The 21,364-nt window shown below is 34.8% G+C and carries 15 protein-coding genes; 13 read left to right on the top strand and 2 right to left on the bottom strand.

All coding sequences use genetic code 11. The features are described 5' to 3' along the window. The first annotated feature begins 45 nt into the window (after positions 1–45). The 10 genes from H7F21_RS03070 to H7F21_RS03025 all read left to right on the top strand — a co-directional run bounded on the left by H7F21_RS03070 (position 46) and on the right by H7F21_RS03025 (position 11,879). The gene (locus H7F21_RS03070) at positions 46–438 is read left to right on the top strand and encodes an endonuclease domain-containing protein (RefSeq protein ID WP_246431404.1); all 393 of its coding nucleotides are present in this window, start codon (positions 46–48) and stop codon (positions 436–438) included. A gap of 105 nt (positions 439–543) precedes the next feature. Next, on the top strand, positions 544–735 hold the full coding sequence (locus H7F21_RS03065) for a hypothetical protein (protein ID WP_185787753.1): 192 nt from the start codon (positions 544–546) through the stop codon (positions 733–735). Between the two features lie 5 nt (positions 736–740). Further along, positions 741–1,451, top strand: coding sequence for a DUF6090 family protein (locus H7F21_RS03060; RefSeq protein ID WP_185788596.1), 711 nt, complete (start codon positions 741–743; stop codon positions 1,449–1,451). Between the two features lie 175 nt (positions 1,452–1,626). Then, positions 1,627–2,331, top strand: coding sequence for a hypothetical protein (locus H7F21_RS03055; RefSeq protein ID WP_185787752.1), 705 nt, complete (start codon positions 1,627–1,629; stop codon positions 2,329–2,331). Positions 2,332–2,336: 5 nt separating this feature from the next. Continuing rightward, positions 2,337–3,104 carry a DUF6090 family protein gene (locus H7F21_RS03050; protein ID WP_185788595.1) on the top strand — a complete coding sequence of 256 codons (768 nt, stop codon included), beginning with the start codon at positions 2,337–2,339 and terminating at the stop codon, positions 3,102–3,104. Between the two features lie 31 nt (positions 3,105–3,135). Beyond that, a complete protein-coding gene (locus H7F21_RS03045) occupies positions 3,136–3,819 on the top strand; it encodes a DUF6090 family protein (protein WP_185788594.1) in 684 nt (227 codons plus the stop codon). Between the two features lie 130 nt (positions 3,820–3,949). After that, entirely contained in the window at positions 3,950–4,654 is a 705-nt protein-coding gene (locus tag H7F21_RS17360; protein ID WP_185788593.1) for a DUF6090 family protein, read from the top strand. Positions 4,655–4,882: 228 nt separating this feature from the next. Then, on the top strand, positions 4,883–10,471 hold the full coding sequence (locus H7F21_RS03035) for an alpha-2-macroglobulin family protein (RefSeq protein WP_185787751.1): 5,589 nt from the start codon (positions 4,883–4,885) through the stop codon (positions 10,469–10,471). A gap of 214 nt (positions 10,472–10,685) precedes the next feature. Continuing rightward, entirely contained in the window at positions 10,686–11,543 is an 858-nt protein-coding gene (locus H7F21_RS03030) for an SH3 domain-containing protein (protein ID WP_185787750.1), read from the top strand. A gap of 3 nt (positions 11,544–11,546) precedes the next feature. Further along, positions 11,547–11,879, top strand: coding sequence for an antibiotic biosynthesis monooxygenase family protein (locus tag H7F21_RS03025; RefSeq protein ID WP_185787749.1), 333 nt, complete (start codon positions 11,547–11,549; stop codon positions 11,877–11,879). Between the two features lie 15 nt (positions 11,880–11,894). Here H7F21_RS03025 and H7F21_RS17555 read toward each other — a convergent pair whose 3' ends face one another. Then, complete coding sequence (locus H7F21_RS17555) at positions 11,895–14,192, bottom strand: T9SS type B sorting domain-containing protein (RefSeq protein WP_185787748.1); 2,298 nt, start codon at positions 14,190–14,192, stop codon at positions 11,895–11,897. An 89-nt stretch (positions 14,193–14,281) separates the two neighbouring features. On the opposite strand from H7F21_RS17555, the gene pbpC reads away from it, so the two are divergent. Continuing rightward, on the top strand, positions 14,282–16,633 hold the full coding sequence (gene pbpC / locus H7F21_RS03015; protein WP_185787747.1) for a penicillin-binding protein 1C: 2,352 nt from the start codon (positions 14,282–14,284) through the stop codon (positions 16,631–16,633). A 32-nt stretch (positions 16,634–16,665) separates the two neighbouring features. Beyond that, the gene (locus tag H7F21_RS03010) at positions 16,666–17,106 is read left to right on the top strand and encodes a hypothetical protein (protein ID WP_185787746.1); all 441 of its coding nucleotides are present in this window, start codon (positions 16,666–16,668) and stop codon (positions 17,104–17,106) included. Between the two features lie 49 nt (positions 17,107–17,155). Here the strand turns inward: H7F21_RS03010 and H7F21_RS03005 are convergent, their stop codons facing one another. Then, complete coding sequence (locus tag H7F21_RS03005; RefSeq protein WP_185787745.1) at positions 17,156–18,235, bottom strand: endonuclease/exonuclease/phosphatase family protein; 1,080 nt, start codon at positions 18,233–18,235, stop codon at positions 17,156–17,158. Positions 18,236–18,468: 233 nt separating this feature from the next. Between H7F21_RS03005 and H7F21_RS03000 the strand changes: the two genes are divergently transcribed. Further along, positions 18,469–21,330, top strand: coding sequence for a TonB-dependent receptor (locus tag H7F21_RS03000; RefSeq protein ID WP_185787744.1), 2,862 nt, complete (start codon positions 18,469–18,471; stop codon positions 21,328–21,330). Positions 21,331–21,364: the final 34 nt, after the last annotated feature.

Raw genomic sequence — 21,364 nt, 5'->3', positions numbered from 1 at the left:
CCCTAAAGGGTTGACTTTTTTATCCGCAAACAAAACATAAGGTTAATGGAAGAAGGCAGATTGAAGAAAAATGGAATGCATAATAAAGCTCATCCTATAATTTTCAAAAATGCAGCTCGGCTGAGAGACAACATGACCGAATCGGAAAGATTGCTCTGGAAAAAATTAAGACTAAAACCTCAGGGTTTCAAATTCAGAAGACAGCATCCTATTAGCAGTTTTGTTCTTGATTTTTATTGTCATAAAATAAAATTATCGATAGAAATTGATGGAGATTATCATTTAACCAAAGAACAACAAGTCAAAGACAAAGAACGAACAGAAGCTATAAAAGAACTAGGTATTAAAGAAATTAGATTCAGAAATAAAGATGTTACAGATGATATCGAAAACGTCATGTTAAAAATTAATTCAGAATTACGCGCTGGCTCCCTTTAGGGATTTAGGGCATGCGGTGGATTTGTAACAAATCACTATCTTCATACACATATAATTAACCAACCAAATTCTACAAACTGTCCCTACTTTTTAAAACCAATCAACATGGGACTATTCTGGGACCTTATACAACAAGGCGAACTCGACGAACAAAAAAACAAAGCAGAATCTTTAGAAGAGCGCGTTAAGGATCTAGAATACGAACTTTCCAGTACCAAGGCACTGCTGCTTAAAACCTTAAAAATTTTAGAAGAGCGATCTGGCACGGACATCAATAATGATGGTCAAATAGGATAAGGGCCATGATAAAGTTTTTTCGTAAAATCCGTCAGCGCTTACTATCTGAAAATAAATTAAGCAAATACCTAATCTATGCTATAGGTGAAATCATCCTGGTCGTGATAGGAATTTTAATTGCGCTTCAAATCAATAATTGGAATGAAGATAAAAGTCAAAAAGATGAATTAAAAATAGCTCTAACACAAATTTTGAATGATCTTAAACAGGATAAAGCTCAGTTAACTGGATTTCAAAAAAGCGACACAAAGAGGTTCAATTATCTAACCAAGCTTGCAAACAAAGAATATAATTCCGTAGGCCTGGATTCTGTTTTTTTGATTTTGGATAATTATTTCTATTTCTACAAAAGCAATAATTCTTATTCCGGGTTAAAAAGTAGTGGGCTCTTTGCCTCTATGGCTAATCATCAATTAAAAAATGATATTACGAGCTATTATGAACAAACATATGAGCGACTTCGTGTATGTTCGGAATATGGGGAAACTTTCACAAATGAAAATGTAATACCCTTTATGCTAAAAAGTATAGATTATAATCAGGCTATGCTTGTAGATGAACAAAAAATAAGAGATGAGTTAAATAATCCCGTGCTTGCTAAATTGATTAAATACCAACGAAACGTAAAACTATTTGAGCTTAATCTTTTAAATTCTGCCATAGCAAAGAATGAAGCATTGCAAAAAATCATTAAAATTCAGGTAAGAGAATTTTAAAATAGAGCTATGATAAAATTCTTTAGAAAAATTCGTCAAAACCTCCTTATGGAAAACAGGACAAAGCGTAAAGAAAATGTCTTGAAGACATTTTTAGTGAATGGGCCAGATTGCAGCGTCGGCATTAAAACATATTAACATGATTAAGTTCTTTAGACAAATACGATACGATCTCATGAAACAAAACAAGACTAGCAAATACTTTAAATACGCCATTGGCGAAATCATACTAGTAATGATTGGTATTTTACTAGCCTTACAAGTAAACAACTGGAACCAAAACCGCATCGAACAAAAGGAGGAAAAAGAAGTGATTGCAAAATTGCATGCTGATTTTAAAGAAAATAAAAAGGTTTTAATAGATTTTTTGACTGTAGTTAAAAGTCAAGGGAATGCTGAAAACAGACTAATGAGTTTAATTGGAGTATCAAAAGAAGAACTTTATAAACATAATTTAGATAGCCTATTCTATGTAGCATTTAGTGCAAGTGAATTTGCTTTTGCTGATAATACTATTAAAAACATTATGCAAAGTGGAAAATTAAACCTTCTAAAAAATGATAATATTACTGACTTACTTTATAAATGGAATACACTATCTGAAATTAGAAAAACACGCATGGGCAAATTAGATAAGTGGTCTGATGAACAGTTTGTACCTTATTTATTAGACAAAATATCCTTTAAGCAAATGGATATGAATAGTAATTATTCTTGGTCAGGAAAATCTAAATTAAAACCAGATTACTATCCATTGTTTCAAGAAATAGAATTAGAAAATTATTTAGATAATCATCTTTGGTATAATCAACAGGTTATAGAACGCTGTGAAGAAACAGATGAACTTATTGACCAAATAATTGATGCTACAAAACCATAAAGGAAATGATTAAATTCTTCCGTAAAATCCGTCAAAACCTTCTCATGGAAAACAAAACATCCAAGTACTTTAAATATGCTATTGGTGAAATTATTCTTGTAGTTATTGGTATCTTAATTGCACTTCAAATTAATAATTGGAATGAGCAGCGTAAAAATTCAAAACAAGAAGTTAGACTTTTAAAACAACTTCAAACAGACATCAGTACTAATAAAAATAATGTTGAAGAACAATACAAACGCCTTATAATTAATAAAGGCGGTATTGATAGTCTTATTTTTCGACTAGAAAATAAACATTACGATTTAATGGTTCCGATGTATCTATCTCAGGCATTGCGAAAAAGTGACTTTAATAGGGCTACTTCAGGCTATAATATAATGCAAAATGGCAAGGCATCGCTTATTTCAGATGAGTCTGTTCTAAAATCTATTCTCAATCTTTATGAAAATGACTTGCCAGATATACTAGATAGACAAATTGAGATGAATAATAGTATTGACTATATACAAAACGATTTTATCAACAAACTCTTTAAAAAGGCACCTAATAGTTTAAGTATTAAATTTAATGAGTTTGATGTAGTTTCTACTGATCTTTTTGAACCTATAGACTTTAGCTCGCTATCACAAAATATAGAATTTAGAAATATACTCATTCAGTTTGGAAAGTTAGTGGAGGCTAGACTCGTCTATCTTAAAAACACTGAAGCACAGCTAGATGAAACAATACAAATTTTAGATTCTAAAACGAAATTAGATCAACATGATTAAATTCTTTAGACATATAAGACAAAATCTAATAATGGAAAACAAAACAGGAAAATACTTTAAATACGCCATTGGCGAAATTATTCTCGTAGTCATTGGAATTCTCATTGCATTACAGATTAACAATTGGAATGAAAACAGGAAATTAAACAATAATGAAAAAGTTATCCTAACTGATTTAGTCGAAGATTTGAAACTGGATTATAATGCTTTTACTGAAGACAAAATATTACTGGATAAACAATTAAAATTAGTAGATGAACTTATAATTGACCCTCATAATTCTAAATTAGCAAAAACCGATATCAATTTCATAAGATATCTTGTTTACCTCTATCCTGTAGCCCTGGAAGATAATATTCCCGAAGGTATCAATAATAAACAAATTATTGAAGTCTTAAAAAACTATTACAGATCTCAACAAGTAGCATTAAAAGATAATATAACTTATAGTAATGTTCTGCTAGATTTAGCTAGACCCTTTTTACGAAAATACGGTATTCACATCCCAAAAGAAGCGGTTATTAATGTTCAAGATTATGGGAAAAATATATTTGATATGTCTAAACTCGAAAAGCTCTACAACACAGATGAATTTGGCCAAATACTATTTGAATTAAGAGTTAAAACAGCGGAACTTATTGAGGATATAGAGAACCTTATGAAACTTAATAAAGAACTTGTACCAGTAATTAATAATCATATCAAAGACATGTAAATGATTAAATTCTTTCGTCGCATTCGTCAAAACCTCATTATGGAAAACAGGACAAAGCGTAAAGAAAATGTCTTGAAGACATTTTTAGTGAATGGGCCAGATTGCAGCGTCGGCATTAAAACATATTAACATGATTAAGTTCTTTAGACAAATACGATACGATCTCATGAAACAAAACAAGACTAGCAAATACTTTAAATATGCTATTGGTGAAATACTTCTAGTTGTTATTGGTATTCTCATTGCATTGCAAATTAACAACTGGAATGAGAACCGAAAAATGCAAAAAAACGAAATCACCTTACTAAATAAGTTAAGAGAAGAAAATAATCTTAACATCCGAGAGCTTAAAGATGATTCCATTTACAGACAAAATTTGCCAAGATATTTATCTAATTTCATGTTGTTTTTAAAAAGAGAACATATAGAAACCCAAAAAGATAGTCTTCAAAAGTATTTAGCCAATGTATTGAGTGCAGGTGCATATTCATTTAGGCAGAATAATTTAACAAACTACCTTAATCTGCACCAAAATAGTTCGTCCGGACTAAATACTGCATTGGGAAAATTACAAGGATTTCAAGATGACTTACAAACCGTTACAGAAAAGAGTGTAGATATAAAATTGAATAGCTTTTTTGATAGTATAAAAGAAGATATTGACTTCAATACCCTTGAAATATATAACTTTAAAAAGTTTAAGACCATCGCGTTCCGCAATGATGTATCTCTAATTTCAAATATTGAGGAGGAAATTACAAGACAATTTAATGATTGCCTAAGCCAGATGCATGAGGTGGATTCCTTAATAAATGACGGTTTAAAAAATGAATAGATTTTTCAGAACTCTTGACTTATTTTTGGATAGTTCAAGACTTATAAATCAGTTTTAAGTCAAAAAAATCTTATTAAATAGCGTTGTGCGATATCACATTTCTTAACTTTAAGAACAATTTAACAACAACCCAAAGTCTAAACATTTAAAAATTGGCGTACTTATTTAACAAGAAAGTACCTACCTCTCTTTTTAAGTCGAAGTTTTACCACTAAATCCATCAGTACAATGCAAATCAAAAAGTACCTTGCCTTCCTAGCTCTACTCCTCATCGTAATTTCTTGTAAAAAGAAGCCTGTAGAAACCGATAATATCTTTAAGTATCGTGACTATATCAGTTATACCACTTCTGGACGTGTTTCTGTCGTAGAACCAATTACAATTACCTTGGCAGAAGAGGTTGAAAGTTGGGAAGCAGAGCAAGAACTAGATGCTAAATTGGTAAAAATGCATCCTTATGTCCAAGGTACCTTAAAAGCACTCAATAAACATACACTTCTATTTACACCAGACGAAGTATTAGAAGCTGATACAGAATACACAGTTACTGTAAAACTAGACGATATATATAATAGTATTCCCAAAGATTTTGAATACTACACTTTTCAATTTAAAACCATAACACCGAGCTTCAATATTGTTACAAACAACCTGCAATCCTATAGTAAAGAATGGCAATATCTATTTGGTGTTTTACAATCTGCTGATGTTATTAATTTAGAAGATGCCAAAAAATTGGTGACTGCTTCGCAAAACAAAAAAGACTTAAATCTAGTATGGTTGGAAGACAATACACAATCCAAATATTTTGAGTTTAGAATAGACAGCATCAAACGCGAAATTGAGGACACTAACGTTAAGGTAACGTGGAATGGAAAAGCCATAAAAGCAGAAAACAAAGGCGAAAACTTCATTGCGATTCCGGGAAAAAATAACTTTACCATTGTAGAAACTGATGTCATTCAAAATCCGGAGCAATATCTATCCATTAACTTTTCAGATCCATTAAAAAAGCAACAAAATTTTGCTGGCCTGGTTACCCTTCAAAATGTAAAAAATCCAAAGTATATTGTTGATGGTAACGTCTTAAAAGTCTATCCCGACAACAAACTTGTTGGTGCTATTAGAGTCGATGTGTTTACCGGCATAAAAAATACCGATGGCTTTAAACTCAAGAATCCATTTACGCAAACCCTAACCTTTGAGGAATTAAAGCCACAAGTCCGTTTAATCAGTAATGGTTCCATTCTTCCAAATTCATCAGATTTAAAGTTCAATTTCGAAGCCGTTAATTTGAGTAAAGTTGATGTAAGAATTATTAAAATATTTGAGGATAATGTACTTCAATTTCTTCAAGAGAATAGTATTAATAGTAATAATGAATATCACATAAAACACGTTGGACGTCGTATAGCAAAAGAGACCATTACTTTGATTGGCGATAAGTCTCAGAACACAGGAAAGTGGAAAGCCTACAGTATCGATCTGTCCAAATATTTAAAGGCAGATCCGGGTTCGATTTACAGAGTCGAAGTGAGCTTTAAACACGACTATTCCTTATACGATTGTACGTCTAATGCCACAACTACCGAAGTCGAAGAAGACGATTATTATGACGACTACTACGATGATTATTACGAAGAGGACTTCTACGCTACAGAAGATATTTCTGAAGAAGAACAAGAACTGCGCGAAGAGCGCTATTGGGATAATTTGACTTACAGCTATAAAAACACCAACTATAGGTATCGCGACAGAGACAACCCTTGTACCGAATCCTATTTCAACTATGGCAACAGAACCGTTGCGGCTAATCTTATCAGTTCAGATATTGGTGTTATAGCAAAACAAGGGAACGATAACACCTACTTGTTTGCGGTAACGAATATCTTATCAACGAATCCAGAATCTGGTGCCAAAATCACTTTATACAATTATCAGCAACAAGAATTGGCAAATGGTAATACCAACAACGATGGTATTGTAGAAATCGATGCCAAAAAACGTGCGGCTTTTGCTATTGTTTCTAAAGGAAAAAACATAAGCTACGTGAAACTTTTTGATGGCAATTCCCTGTCGTTAAGTAAATTCGATGTTTCAGGAAATAGATTACAACGCGGACTCAAAGGATACATTTATGGCGAACGTGGTGTTTGGCGACCAGGAGATAGTTTATTCCTAACCTTTGTGCTTAATGACAAAGCCAATAAATTACCAAAGCGTCATCCTGTTAAACTTGAAATTACGGATCCTGTTGGTAAACTGGTTTATAGAAAAGTGTCTGTAGATAACGTTAATAATTTTTATGACTTTAAAGTGCCAACCTCGTCAGATTACAAAACTGGAAACTACAATGCTAAGGTCTCTGTTGGAGGTGCCAATTTTACCAAAGGCTTAAAAATCGAAACGGTTAAACCAAACCGTCTGAAAATCAAAATTGATTTTGAAGATGAGGTGTTAACCAACAACAAACTTCTAAAAGGCGATCTAAACGTCACTTGGTTACACGGTGCTCCAGCCAAGAATTTAAAGGCCGAAGTAAAAGCAAAATTCACAACATCTTATACTAGTTTTAGAGGCTATAAAAATTATGTATTTAGCGACCCAACCAAAAACTTTAGTACAGAAGAAACCAATGTTTTTGAGGGCAATTTAGATATAGACGGGAACGCTAAAATCAATTCAGAACTAAATGTTGGCAAGAATGCACCTGGTATGCTAAATGCACAGTTCTTAGTAAGAGCTTTTGAAAATGGTGGTGACTTTTCACTCGACGCGTTTACCATGCCCTATGCTCCTTATGAAAGTTTTGTTGGACTACAATCACCAAAAGGCAATAATTACGGTTCGTTCTTTACAGACGAAAACCACACCTTTGATGTTGCCACAGTCACTGCTGATGGGAAACCAATTCAACGCAACAAACTGGAGGTTAAAGTGTATAAAGTAGAATGGCGATGGTGGTGGAATTCCTCTTATGATAATTTGTCAAGTTACGTATCGAGTAGCTATCACAGACCTATTCAGCAATACTTGATTAACACTGACGCCAATGGGAAAGCAAATTTTAAACTCAACATTCCTGAAAAAGATCGTGGTCGTTATTTAATCAGGGTCTATGATCCTGCAAGTGGGCATGCCACCGGACGTATTGCTTATTTCTATAAAAACTGGTGGTCAAATTCACCATCTGGTGATAAAGAAGCCGCCAAAATGTTAGTCTTCTCTACAGACAAAGAAAATTATAATGTAGGTGAAACTGCTAAATTGACATTCCCATCTGGTAGTGAAGGAAGAGCTTTGGTGAGTATAGAAAATGGTACTGAAATCATTAAGCACCAATGGATAGCAACAAAACCTGGCGAAACCACAGTTAACATTCCTGTGACAGCAGAAATGGCACCAAATGTATTTATCAATATATCCTTGTTGCAACCACATGCCATTACATCCAATGATTTACCGATTCGTTTATATGGCGTCATTCCTATGATGGTAGAAAATCCAGCGACTAAACTAGAGCCTGTTCTTAGTATGCCAGATGCCATTCAACCAGAACAGTCGTATGAAATTAAAGTGTCTGAAAAGAATGACAAAGCCATGACTTATACCATAGCTGTTGTTGAAGAAGGTCTTTTAGATTTAACGCGTTTTAAAACACCAAACGCGTGGAACAGTTTTTACGCTCGCGAAGCTCTAGGTGTAAAAACTTGGGATATTTTCGATGATGTGATTGGTGCGTATTCAGGAAGCATTGACCAAGTCTTCGCCATTGGTGGAGACGGCTCTGCAGCCAAAGGCAAAAACAAAAAAGCGAACCGTTTTAAACCTGTGGTCACCTATTTAGGACCATTCCTTTTAAAAGAGGGGCAAACCAAAACACACCAACTTAAAATGCCAAACTATGTTGGTGCTGTAAGAACAATGGTTGTAGCAGGAGATAATACAACTGAAGCCTATGGTAGTGCTGAGAAATCAGTTAAAGTAAAAAAACCACTGATGGTCTTGGCCACATTACCTCGCAAATTGAGTCCTGGTGAGAAAGTAACGCTTCCAGTCACTGTTTTTGCTATGGAACAAAAAGTGAAGAACGTGAACCTTTCCTTAAAACTTAGTGATGGTATTACAGTTAAAGGCAACAGTAAACAATCATTACAGTTCAGCAAGCCGGATGAGAAAATGGTCTATTTTGAATTGGATGTCACTAAAGCAAAAGGCATCAACACGATTGAAGTTGTTGCTACAGGAAATGGCGAAAAATCAACATACAAAGTTGAAATTGATGTAGAGAATCCCAACCCGATGACCTCTCGTGTTATTGATAATGAATTGCAGGCTAATAGCAATCAAACGATTGACTTTTCAACCTTTGGCGTACCAGGAACAAATTCCGCCACCGTAGAATTCTCGACCTTGCCGCCTATGGATTTCTCAAAGCGTATGGCTTACCTCATTCGTTATCCTCACGGCTGTGTAGAGCAAACCACGTCAAGTGTATTTCCACAGTTGTATTTAGCAGATGTCTTTGATTTAACTGATAAAAAGAAAAAGGAAGTACAACGTAATATCGAGAATGGCATTCGACGTTTAGGAAATTTTCAGAATCCAGATGGTGGATTAGGCTATTGGATTGGAGAAAGTACAGCTAGTGACTGGGGAACAAGTTATGCTGGTCATTTTATGATTGAAGCCGAAAAGAAAGGATTCGTTTTACCTTTAACGTTTAAGAGTAATTGGATTGCTTACCAAAGGCAAGTTGCTCGTAATTGGAGGCCTAGTTACAGAAGTAGTTACAACGATTTTGCACAAGCCTATCGCTTATACACTTTAGCATTAGCTGGTAGTCCTGACTTAGCAAGCATGAACCGTTTAAGAGAGTTTGAGGAAATCTCTAACGATGCAAAATGGCGATTAGCTGCGGCTTATGCACTAGCTGGACAAAAAGAAGCAAGTGATGCTATATCTAGATCTGCAAATATCGATTTTGAATCCGATAGCGCTGATAATTACACCTATGGTTCTAGCTATAGAAACAGAGCCATGGCATTAGAAACTATGTTACTCACCAATCACCCAAAAAAGACAGATTTAGCAAAGGGCATAGCCAAATCTTTATCGAGTAATCGTTGGATGAGTACGCAAACCACAGCCTATAGTTTATTGGCCATTGGTAAAATGATAACCCAAAATGGTGGTAAGGACTTAAAAGTGACCTACACTATCAATGGTAAAACAGAAACCATTGATACTAAAAACGGCATCGCGCAACGTAGTATTCCTATTAATGATGGCACCAACAACATTGCCATTACAAACGGAAGAGACAACTTGGTCTATGTTAGAGTTCTTAACTCAGGAAAATTAAAACTAGGCGAAGAGCTAGCCGTACAACGCGGATTTTCAATTTCTACAGTGTATAAAGATTTACAAGGCAATAAAATTGATATCACAAAACTACAACAAGGGCAAGATTTTGTGGCAAGCGTTAGTATTTCAAACTTAACGAGAGACTATGTTAAGGATGTGGCATTGACACAAATTTTTCCATCAGGTTGGGACATCGTTAATACACGATTTACCGATTTTGGAGATACGACCGTGAGCAATGCTAGGTATACCGATATTAGAGACGATCGTGTCAATTTCTATTTTGATATGAATAGAAAAGGAAAGTATGGTACCAAAACCTTTACAGTAATGTTGAACGCATCATATCTAGGCACGTATTATTTGCCAGGTGCGCAAGCTGAAGCGATGTATGATAACGATGATTACTTGGTTAGAAATAAAGGACAGTGGGTCACTGTTGAGAAATAACAAGAATGTCAGTTCGAGTGATTCTGACTTTTGGGTCAGAATTGTATCGAGAACTTTTTAGTACTAAACATATATACTTCTCGATACAAAATTCCAGAAAAGGAATTTCACTCGAAGTGACTTGAATTAAAAAATTAAACTAAAACTTGTCGGTCGACAGACAAGAATCCTAGAACGTAAACCGCTAAAACGTTTAACTTAAAAACAAGTAATTATGAACTATTTAAAAAAGATTTTAGCGATCGTATTAGTATTCAATTTAGGAATAGTAAACGCACAAGAACAACAAGAAGCCTACGTAGCGGCAGAAAGTGGATTATCTCTTAGGGATCAACCCGATGTTAGTGGAAAAATGCTAACGAAATTAGCCTATGGCGAAGCTATTGGTGTCTTAGAAGAAACAGATAAAAATTTGGTTGTCCTAGATGGAGGTGAGAAGATTAGCGGAAAATGGGTGAAAGTAGAAACTAGAAACCATATCGGTTATGTGTTTAATGGCTATTTATCACCAAACAAAATAGCGAGAACGATTAGGCTTAATCTAGATAATGTAAAGGTTGAAATCAAAAACTTAGCAACTAGTGATTACAAAAGAACGCATGATTTAAAGCATGAAGATGTTACTACAATTAATGTTGATGCGAGTGATTCACCAGAAGGAAAGCACATTATTTTAGTTGATAACGACTATAAGCAAGTTAGCCTATTTCAACGTTACGAAAACAGTTTTTCCTTTATGAGTACAGATTCTAAGTGTAATTCAAACGAGTGGAAACAATTTGATACTGAATGGAAGCCATTAAAGCAATTAAAGTCGAATACGTTCGAAACCTTGACTTATACTGAAAAAGACTGGAAGCATTTTGTTGAAACAGCGACGGACAATTTAAAAGAGGATGTGGTTGACAAATGTGGAGAAGATTGGTTAGCTTATGTAAAGACCATAGAGAATATTAAAGATTATCCTGTGAGTGTGTCTACTAATCGCGTTTTCATTAAATTTATATTGACAGATTCTGAAGACAACATCTCTGAAAAAATAATTGAATTTGAAATCCCAAAGGGTTCCTAAACAATGAAAAGCTTTAAACCATACTTTACTGTAATATTTACATCAACTCACACTGAAGATACTAAAGGTTATGCCGAAATGGCTAACAAAATGGAAACCTTAGCCAAACAACAAAAAGGTTATATTGGTATCGATAGCGCAAGAAATGACTCTTCGACTGGGCTCAGTGCAGGTGTAGGTATTACAGTGAGCTATTGGGAAAGTATGGAAGCGATTAAAAACTGGAAAGCGAACACTGAGCACTTATTTGCCCAACAAAAAGGGCGTGAACAATGGTACAATTGGTATAATGTGAAAATCTGTAAAGTGGAACGCGAATATGAGTTTGAAAAGTAGTAATTCGCATGTCACTTAACGCTTCAATGTAAAATGCCCTTTAAACTCTTGATTATCTAAAACAATACGATACCAATAGTCTGAAGTTGGTAGTTCTTTGCCAGCAAAAGTCCCATCCCAATTGACATCAGCATTATATGCAGAAAATAAGAGCTTTCCATAACGGTTAAAAATATAGACTTCTGATGCCGAGAAAAATTGTGTAAGATTCAAAGAAAAGAAATCATTTTTACCATCATCATTGGGTGTCATATAGTTTTGAATGAAAAAGTGAAAATGCTCTTGAGTAATTATGGCATCACATTCACTTGATTTCACATAAATAGTATATAATCCAGAAATTACATCAATAAAAGTATTGCTAAATTGATAATTAACACCATCAAGGGAGTATTGGTAATTCCCATTATTGACCAAATTGACGGTTATTGAACTTCCATCGGTAACGATGGTATCTATTATTGGATTTTCAATTTCCGTTACATTAAAGGTGATAATTTCAGTTAGGCAACCATCCGTAACCTCAACCTCATAACTGCCAGCCGTATCAACGATTATTGATTCTGACATTTCTCCAGAAGCCCATTGGTATTCTGGACTTGCAATCGAAGACGTTGCCACGAGCATAACGTCAGTATCTTCACAAAAAGATACAAGCTCATCCCTAAATTCTAGAGGTTGCGTACCGATGATTTCCCATGTGCAACTAGTCTCATTGAAAAATGAGGACTGCCAGCACTCTAAATCTGTTGGCTCTACTGGTTCCGTTCCAGTAACTACCCAACTACAAAGTGTAGTATCAAACGTTGCTGTCTCCCAACACTCTAAATTAGTGGGTTCTTCTGGTTCAATGCCATCCAATTCCCAAACGCAGGTGACGTTATTAAAGGTCGCTGTCTGCCAACATTCCGTTGCTGGCTGTTCTGGTTGGGAACCTGTAACCTCCCATATACAAGTTGCATTATTAAACGTAGCAGTTTCCCAACATTCCAATCCTGTTGGTGCAGTCGGCTGCGTACCGCTAACTTCCCAAGCACATGTAGTATCATTAAAAACTGCTGTTTCCCAGCACTCTAAATTAGGCTGTACTGGCTCAGTGCCTGTTATTTCCCAAGCACAACTAGTCACATTAAATGTTGCTGTTTCCCAACATTCTGTTGTTGGTTGGGTAAGTTGAGTACCTGATACGTCCCATGCACAAGTAATATCATTAAAGGTCGCCGTTTCCCAGCACTCTAATCCACTAGGTGCTAATGGTTGTGTCCCTATAATTATCCAGTCGCAAAGGGTTTCATCAAATGTTGCCGTTTCCCAGCATTCAAGAGTAGGTTGTACCGGCGCTTCATTAATTATAATCTCATAAACATCAGAAAATGTAATACAATCTGGATTAATAAGATTAGCCGCAAATTCTGCAACTTTTGCTCTGTAATATGTTGTTGATGTTATACCCCCTATGCCAATTCCAGCATTTGTTTCACCAGGAATATCCGTCCAAATGACACCATCACTACTAACTTGCCATTGATAAAAATGTGAACTAAACACCGAATTATCTGGCAAAGCTGAGATTGTATCGGAAAATGGCGTTTGTGTGCTACACAAAGTGATTGATGAATCACCCAATCCATCAACCAACTCAATATCATCGCCACAACTTTTAAAAACGATATCATCTATTGCCAAATCATTTCCGCAACCTCCAGTACCGTTATTTAGCATTTTAAGAATGACGGATGTTTGTCCAGGTATAGATTGAAAAACTAGTGCAAATTGATTCCAGTTTGGAGACACAGAACTTGTTATATTTCCTGTATCACCTGAGGCCAGAAGATTAGTATCAGTACTATCCCATATTTCAAATCTCACATTAATAGGAATAACACCTGCACCACAAAATCCACCAGCTGGTGACAAATTTATCATCCACGACGAAAACTCATAAGTTGTATTTTCACATAATCCTGAAATAGTAGTTCTATAAAATTCGCCAGCTGTAAAATCCGAATTCACTACCAACATCCTTCCATTTACATCATTTGGAGTATGGTCTGGAATATCAAACCAATCAAAATAATCCGTATTGCTTGAAACCGTGTAAAGTCCGTCATTGGGATCTGATCCATTGGCATATGCGTATGTTGTTGTACCAGTAGGTAAAGCCGTATCTTGTGTTCCTGTTCCAAACGTTTCTGTAAAAATAGGGTCACCTGAATTTCCTTGGCAAAAACCCAATTGGGCATATGTGTTTTCAGAAAAGAAAAAAACACATAGAATTATCAGAATTTTGAGATCTAAGCGAGGGTTTTGCACGTTTAAATATATAGATAACTTTGTGTAATGATTTTTACTTTTCGACAAAAAGTTGATAAAATCTGATGTTACAGATAATTGTATAGTTGATGTATAGGTTAATTAGATATTTTAGACGTAATCGTATAAAATCTTTTGTGATTTTAATACTGATTGTAGTCTATTATTTCTGTTTACCCAAAAAACTATTTAAAGATCCCACTGCAACAGTTATTACAAGTAATTCCAACGAACTTTTAGGTGCCTTGATTGCAGATGATGGTCAATGGCGATTCCCTGAAAGTGATAGTATACCAGAAAAATTTAAAACCTGTATTCTTCAATTTGAAGATGAATACTTCTACAAGCATCCAGGTTTTAATCCTATTTCGATTTTTAAGGCCCTTAAAGAAAATTTAAGTTCTGGTTCTGTAAAACGAGGTGGTAGCACCATTACGCAACAGGTAATTCGTTTATCTCGAAAAGGTCAATCGAGAACCTATATCGAAAAACTAAAAGAGATAATTTTGGCTACACGATTGGAATTGAGATTGTCTAAAGACGATATTTTTAAGTTGTACGCAAGCCATGCGCCTTTTGGAGGTAACGTTGTTGGAATTGATGCCGCTTCTTGGAGATACTTTAATAGGAGTGCTTCAAATTTATCTTGGGCTGAAAGTGCGACCTTAGCCGTTTTGCCAAATGCGCCAAGTTTAATTTATCCTGGGAAAAATCAAAAACGCTTGTTAGATAAACGCAATCGCTTATTAAAAAAGCTCTTAGAAAACGGTACCATTGACGAGTTAACCTATGATTTATCCATTGCAGAAAGCTTACCTCAAAAACCTTATCAATTACCTCAAATCGCTCCACATTTACTCCAAAAAGTTGCCAAGGCACATAAAGGAGAGCGCATCAAAACCACTATAAACATCGCACTTCAAGAACAGGTAAACAACATCGTCAAACAACATTACAATCTTCTAAAACAAAATGAAATCTATAATATTTCAGTATTAGTATTGGATGTCAATACAAGAGAAGTTTTAACCTATATAGGAAATTCACCAACAGATAAAGCACATCAAAAAAGTGTGGATATTATTGATAAACCAAGAAGTACAGGAAGTATTCTAAAACCCTTTTTATATGCATCGATGCTGGATGCTGGCGATTTATTACCAAATACCTTAGTTGCTGATATACCGACTCAATTCGGCAGCTACCAACCCGAAAATTTCAACAAAGCCTATGATGGTGCAGTACATGCTAATGAAGCCTTGTCGCGTTCTTTAAATGTTCCTGCTGTGCGCATGCTTCAAGATTTTGGACTGGATCGTTTTTATCATTATTTGAAGCAGCTGCAGCTCAAAGATTTAAAACACAATGCCAATCATTACGGCTTATCATTAGTCCTTGGAGGTGCAGAAAGCAACTTATGGGATTTATGTAAGAGTTACGCTGCAATGGCTTCAACATTGAATCACTTTAATGATAATTCTAGTCAATACTTTACAAACGAATTTGTTCAACCAATATATAATTCTGAATCGAGTGCTGACTTTGGAGCACTAAATAAGGAGAAAACTGTTTTTGATGCCGCTTCCATCTACTTAACTTTTGAAAGTATGAAGCAAGTGAATAGACCTGAAAGTGATGAAAGTTGGGAATTCTATGATTCGTCTCAGGAAATTGCGTGGAAAACAGGAACTAGTTTTGGATTTAGAGATGCTTGGGCAATTGGCACTACAAAAGAATATGTCGTTGGTGTTTGGGTTGGTAATGCAGATGGTGAAGGACGTCCTGGCTTGGTTGGCGTACAAACTGCTGCTCCAATTTTATTTGATGTATTTGATGTGCTACCTAAAAGTGACTGGTTTGTCCAACCCTATGATGAAATGTTGGAAGTAAGTATTTGTAAGAAAAGTGGTTTTAGAGCTTCTCCCATCTGTGATGACAAGGAACTAAGATATATCCAGGCTAGTGGTCAAAAAACAGTGCCTTGCCCATTTCATCAGCTGGTCCATTTGGATACCTCGGAACATTTTCAGGTAAACTCATCTTGCGAAGCGGTTTCGAATATAAATAATAAACCTTGGTTTGTTTTGCCCCCTTTGCAAGCGTATTATTTCAAAAATAAAAATCCTTTCTATAAAGAACTCCCACCCTACAGAACAGATTGTTTAGAAGCTTCAGGAATTAGAATGGAATTTATTTATCCCAATCAGCAAAGCACTATTTTTCTACCAAAAGATTTTGATGGGAACACCAATGATCTAGTACTCAAGGTAGCGCACTCAAAACCCGAACTAGAGTTATACTGGTATATTGATAATCAATTTATTGGCAGCACAAAAGTCATTCATGACATGGCTGTTTTACCTAAAGAAGGACATCATATTATTACCATTGTTGATGAATTGGGTAATGAATTAAAACATAAGATTACTATCTCCGAATAAATTTGTTCCATTCAAATCCCTATTTTTGTAACATGGAAACACTACAATTTATACATTCTGGTTGGGCTTATATTGTTTTACTTGTTTTAGTAATTGCGACTTTTAATGCATTGATTAAATTTTTTGGAAACAAGGAGTATGATGCGTTGGACTTTAGGTTCTCATTATTCGCATTGATTACCATGCACATTCAACTACTTATAGGTATCATTTTATTTTTCACAAAAGATTATTTCGGTACTATCAAAGAAGTTGGTGGCATGGGAGCCGTTATGAAGAATTCTGAACTAAGAAACTTAATTATCGAACATCCTATTACAATGATCATTGCAGTAGCTTTAGTGACAATAGGTTACTCCAAACATAAAAAGAAATTAGTTTCTAAACCAAAATTTAAATTACTAGCCATTTTTTATACGTTAGCACTAATTTTAGTTTTAGCAAAGATTCCTTGGAACCTATGGTTTAATTAAAAAAAGAGGCGCAAATAAAATTTGTGCCTCTTTTTTTAGTCCTTTTAAATTAGCCTTTTGTTGTTTCGGCTTCTTCTTTAATTTCCTTTATTACATAAACATAAACTGGGAAGTGGTCACTAAAACCTCCTGTGAAGCCACCATCTGCAAAACTTCTAAATGGATAGCCTTCATAACGCCCTCGTTTATTAAACATATACGACGGGTTATAAATACCTGCTTTCCAAAACCTAAAGGACGAATAATCATCATCGAGTAATGGTTTTGTCATCATTATTTGATCAAATAAACTTAAGGCATCTCTATAAGCTGTTGTTCCCCAGCCTTTATCCGTAAACATTCTTTCATATGGGTTATATATACCTTTGAAAGGCACTTTCTTTTTATCTTTTTTTGCTTTCAATACTTTTTTTACACTCTCGTTCGTAGGGTCGTCATTTAAATCTCCCATAGTAAAAATCTTCGCATAGGGATCTATAGATTGTAAAGAGTCAATAAGTCGCTTGTTTAACTTTGCAGCACCAACGCGTTTTGATCTGCTTCGTGCTTCGCCACCACTTCTAGACGGCCAGTGATTGACTAAAATATGAATCAAATCACCATCTAATTTACCGCTTACCAGCAATTGGTCTCTTGTAAAAACACGTTTTCTAGTAACATCGTCATAAATCAATAATTCATGTGAGCTGGAATCTATAGGTTTGAATAATGCTTTTTGATATAATAACGCCACATCAATACTTCGTCTGTCTGGTCCTTCAAAATGGATAATTCCATAGTCCTTCCCTAATAATAGTGGATCATTAACCAAGTCTTCAAGAACCTTTCTGTTTTCAATTTCACAAACTCCAATTACTGCAGGTGAATTTTTAGTCTTATCAGCACCAATATTGGCAATAACACGAGCCATGTTTTTGATCTTCTTTTTATAGACTTCAGATCGATTAGCTTTCATTTCCATAATAGGACTTGCCTCGTCAAATTTTAATGGATCATTGATAGTGTCGAATAGATTTTCTAAATTGTAGAACGCTACAGTATGGATTTTAAAGCGCTTTTCTTCTTGTGCCCATATATTTGAAACACAAACTATAGCTATTAATAGAAGAAAGGGTTTTAATATTTTCATCTGGTGATTTTTATTTTTTAATTAAATCGGATGGAACACCGTTATGGATTTCTTTTAAAGAAATCAACATTTTTATAAGGTGTTCTGTTCCATAGTTGATATATTATCTAATTGTTATATCCTAAGCAAATTGCTTGCCAAAAGTATGTAATTATTATAAATGATGTACATTTGCACGCCCTTAAATGTATATGTTAAGGGAATCTTAAATTAAATCAATATTAAAATTAGGCATGAAAAAAAGTTTTTTACTCTTTCTGTTCAGTATTGCCTTTTCTTTGACAAGTTTTGCACAACAAACTATTGTTAAAGGAAGTGTTTTGGACGGAACTACAGGAGAACCAATTCCTGATGTAACTATTACTATTGAAGAAACAGGACAAACCTTAAATACAGATGCTAAAGGTGAGTTCAGTTTTACCCAGAATGTTCCTCTAGGAGAACAAGTTCTGAAAATTGAAAAAGTAGGCTATGTTACAAAACGTTATCCTATCATTGTAAACGAAGGTCAGACCGTTGACATAAGCGGCATGACGTTAGATTTTGATACGAGCGATAAAAAAGATTTATTCACTATTTCTATCTCAGATGCCAATCTGAATAGTGAAGATGATGGTTTAACCGATAATATTTCTGGTCTTTTACAAGCTTCTAGAGATGTATTTCTAAGTGCTGCAGCATTTGATTTTAGTGCTACATTCTTTAGACCAAGAGGTTTAGACAATGCCAATGGTAAAGTGCTTATCAATGGTATAGAAATGAACAAGCAGTTTAATGGAAGACCACAATGGGCAAACTGGGGTGGACTTAACGACGTGCAGCGTAACCAAGAATTCTCTATGGGAATATCTGCTAATGACTACACTTTTGGGGATTTAGCTGGAACCAATAATATCGTAATGCGTGCCTCAAAATATAGAAGAGGTGGACGCGTATCTTACGCTTCTGCAAACAGAAGTTATGCAGGTAGGGTCATGGGAAGCTATAGCTCAGGACTTCTTGAAGGTGGTTGGTCTTATTCTGTATTAGGATCTAGACGTTTTGGTGAAGAAGGATATATAGACGGAACTTTATACGATGCCAATTCTTTGTTTGTAGCTGTTGAAAAACAAATTAATGATAAACACAGCATAAATTTCACAGGTATATACGCACAAAATAGACGTGGCCGTTCTACCGCAATAACAGAAGAAGTCTACAATTTAAAAGGACGTCAATACAATCCGTTCTGGGGAGAATTTAATGGAGAACAACGCAATGCTAGAATAAGAGAAACCAATGAGCCGATCTTAATGTTAAATCATTATTGGGATATCTCTTCTAAACTAAAGTTAAATACCAATGTAGCTTATCAGTTTGGTGAAATTGCAAATACTAGAATTGATAATAATGGAAAAAGAATTGTCGAATCAAATGGTCAGACCATATTTATAGGAGGAGCTCGTAACCCAACTCCTGAATATTATCAAAACTTACCGAGCTTCTTTTTACAAGACGCTAATCCATCTGCATATGATTTCCAACAAGCCTATTTAGCGGAGCAAAATTTTATCAATGATGGGCAGTTAGATTGGAATAGATTTTATGATGCTAATCAATTGAACGGTTATAACATCTATGCACTACAATCGGATGTGGTAAAGGATCAGCAGTTATCTATTAATTCTATACTTGATGCCGAAATAAACGACAATATAAGGTTAAATGCTTCTCTAAACTATAGAAGTTTAAATAGTGAAAATTTTGCTAGGATTGAAGATTTACTTGGTGGTCCTGGATACTTGGATATTGATGGATTTAATGAAGATGCTCAGCAAGAAGGAAACGCTACAGCGCAAAGTAATGTTAGAACACCTAACAGAATTGCAGAAGAAGGCGACAAATATCGATACCACTATGACATAGATGCTGATGTTATAAGTACTTTTGCCCAAGCTCAATTTAAATATAGAAAAGTAGATTTTTATTTAGGAGCAAACCTTTCATCAACGGCATATCAGAGAAATGGTTTCTATGAAAACGGTTACTTTACTGGTGAAGGCCCTGAAGGCTCTTTTGGAAAAAGTGAAAAAGTTGATTTTACTAATTATGGTCTAAAAGGAGGTCTAACTTATAAAGTTACCGGAAGCCATTTATTAGATGTTAATGCAAGCATCTTTACCAAAGCACCAAATATTAGAAGTTCTTTTGCTAACGCTAGACAAAACAATCAGATAGTTTCTGATCTTCAAAGTGAAGAAATCATGTCTGTAGATGGAAGTTATATTTATAGATCACCTAAGATTAAAGCACGTATTACAGGCTTCTATACGCAATTTAATAAAGGTACAGAAATAGGCTTCTTTTTTACTGAAGGTGCAGCTAGTTTAGTTCAAGAAATATTAACTAATGTTGACCGTAGACACGTTGGTGGAGAACTTGGTATTGAATATCAAATAACACCTACCATTAAGCTGAAAGGAGCGGCATCTGTTGGGCAATATGTTTACACTAACAATCCAAACCTATCTTATTCGAGTAACAATTTTAGAGAATTAACTTATGGTGATGGCACGACTAATCTAGAAAACCTCCACATCTCAGGTGGACCAGAAAGAGCTTACCAGATTGGCTTTGAATATAGAGATCCTGACTTTTGGAATATTGGCATAACTAGTAATTTCTTTTCTAATGCCTATGTAGATGCAAGTGCTCTTAGACGATCAGCAGCATTCGCTCAAGATCCCGAATTCATAAATACTGATACTTTTTTCGAAGGTGGAGGAGTTTTTAATGTAAGCGGAAATACATTTGCCGATTATGATGAAGACATAGCTAAAGAATTATTAAAACAAGAACAATTTGACGATTACATGCTGGTAAATATCATTGGAGGTAAATCCTGGAAAATCAAGGATTACTTTGTTGGGTTCTTTGCTACAATTAACAACGTATTCGACAAAGAATATAGAACTGGTGGATTTGAACAATCTAGACGCATTGACTACCGCAATCAAATTACAGAACAGTCAAATCCGAACGGTCCTATATTTGGTAATCGTTATTTTTATGGTAACGGCACTACCTATTATTTAAATGTATATGTAAGATTTTAAAAAAGCTATGTCAGAACAAACTAAAATATTAAAA

Origin of the sequence: Winogradskyella flava (assembly GCF_014243395.1) — a bacterium.
Taxonomy (GTDB): Bacteria; Bacteroidota; Bacteroidia; order Flavobacteriales; family Flavobacteriaceae; genus Winogradskyella; species Winogradskyella flava.
Note: the sequence above shows the minus strand (reverse complement) of the source record. Positions and strands in the feature narration are given on the sequence as shown.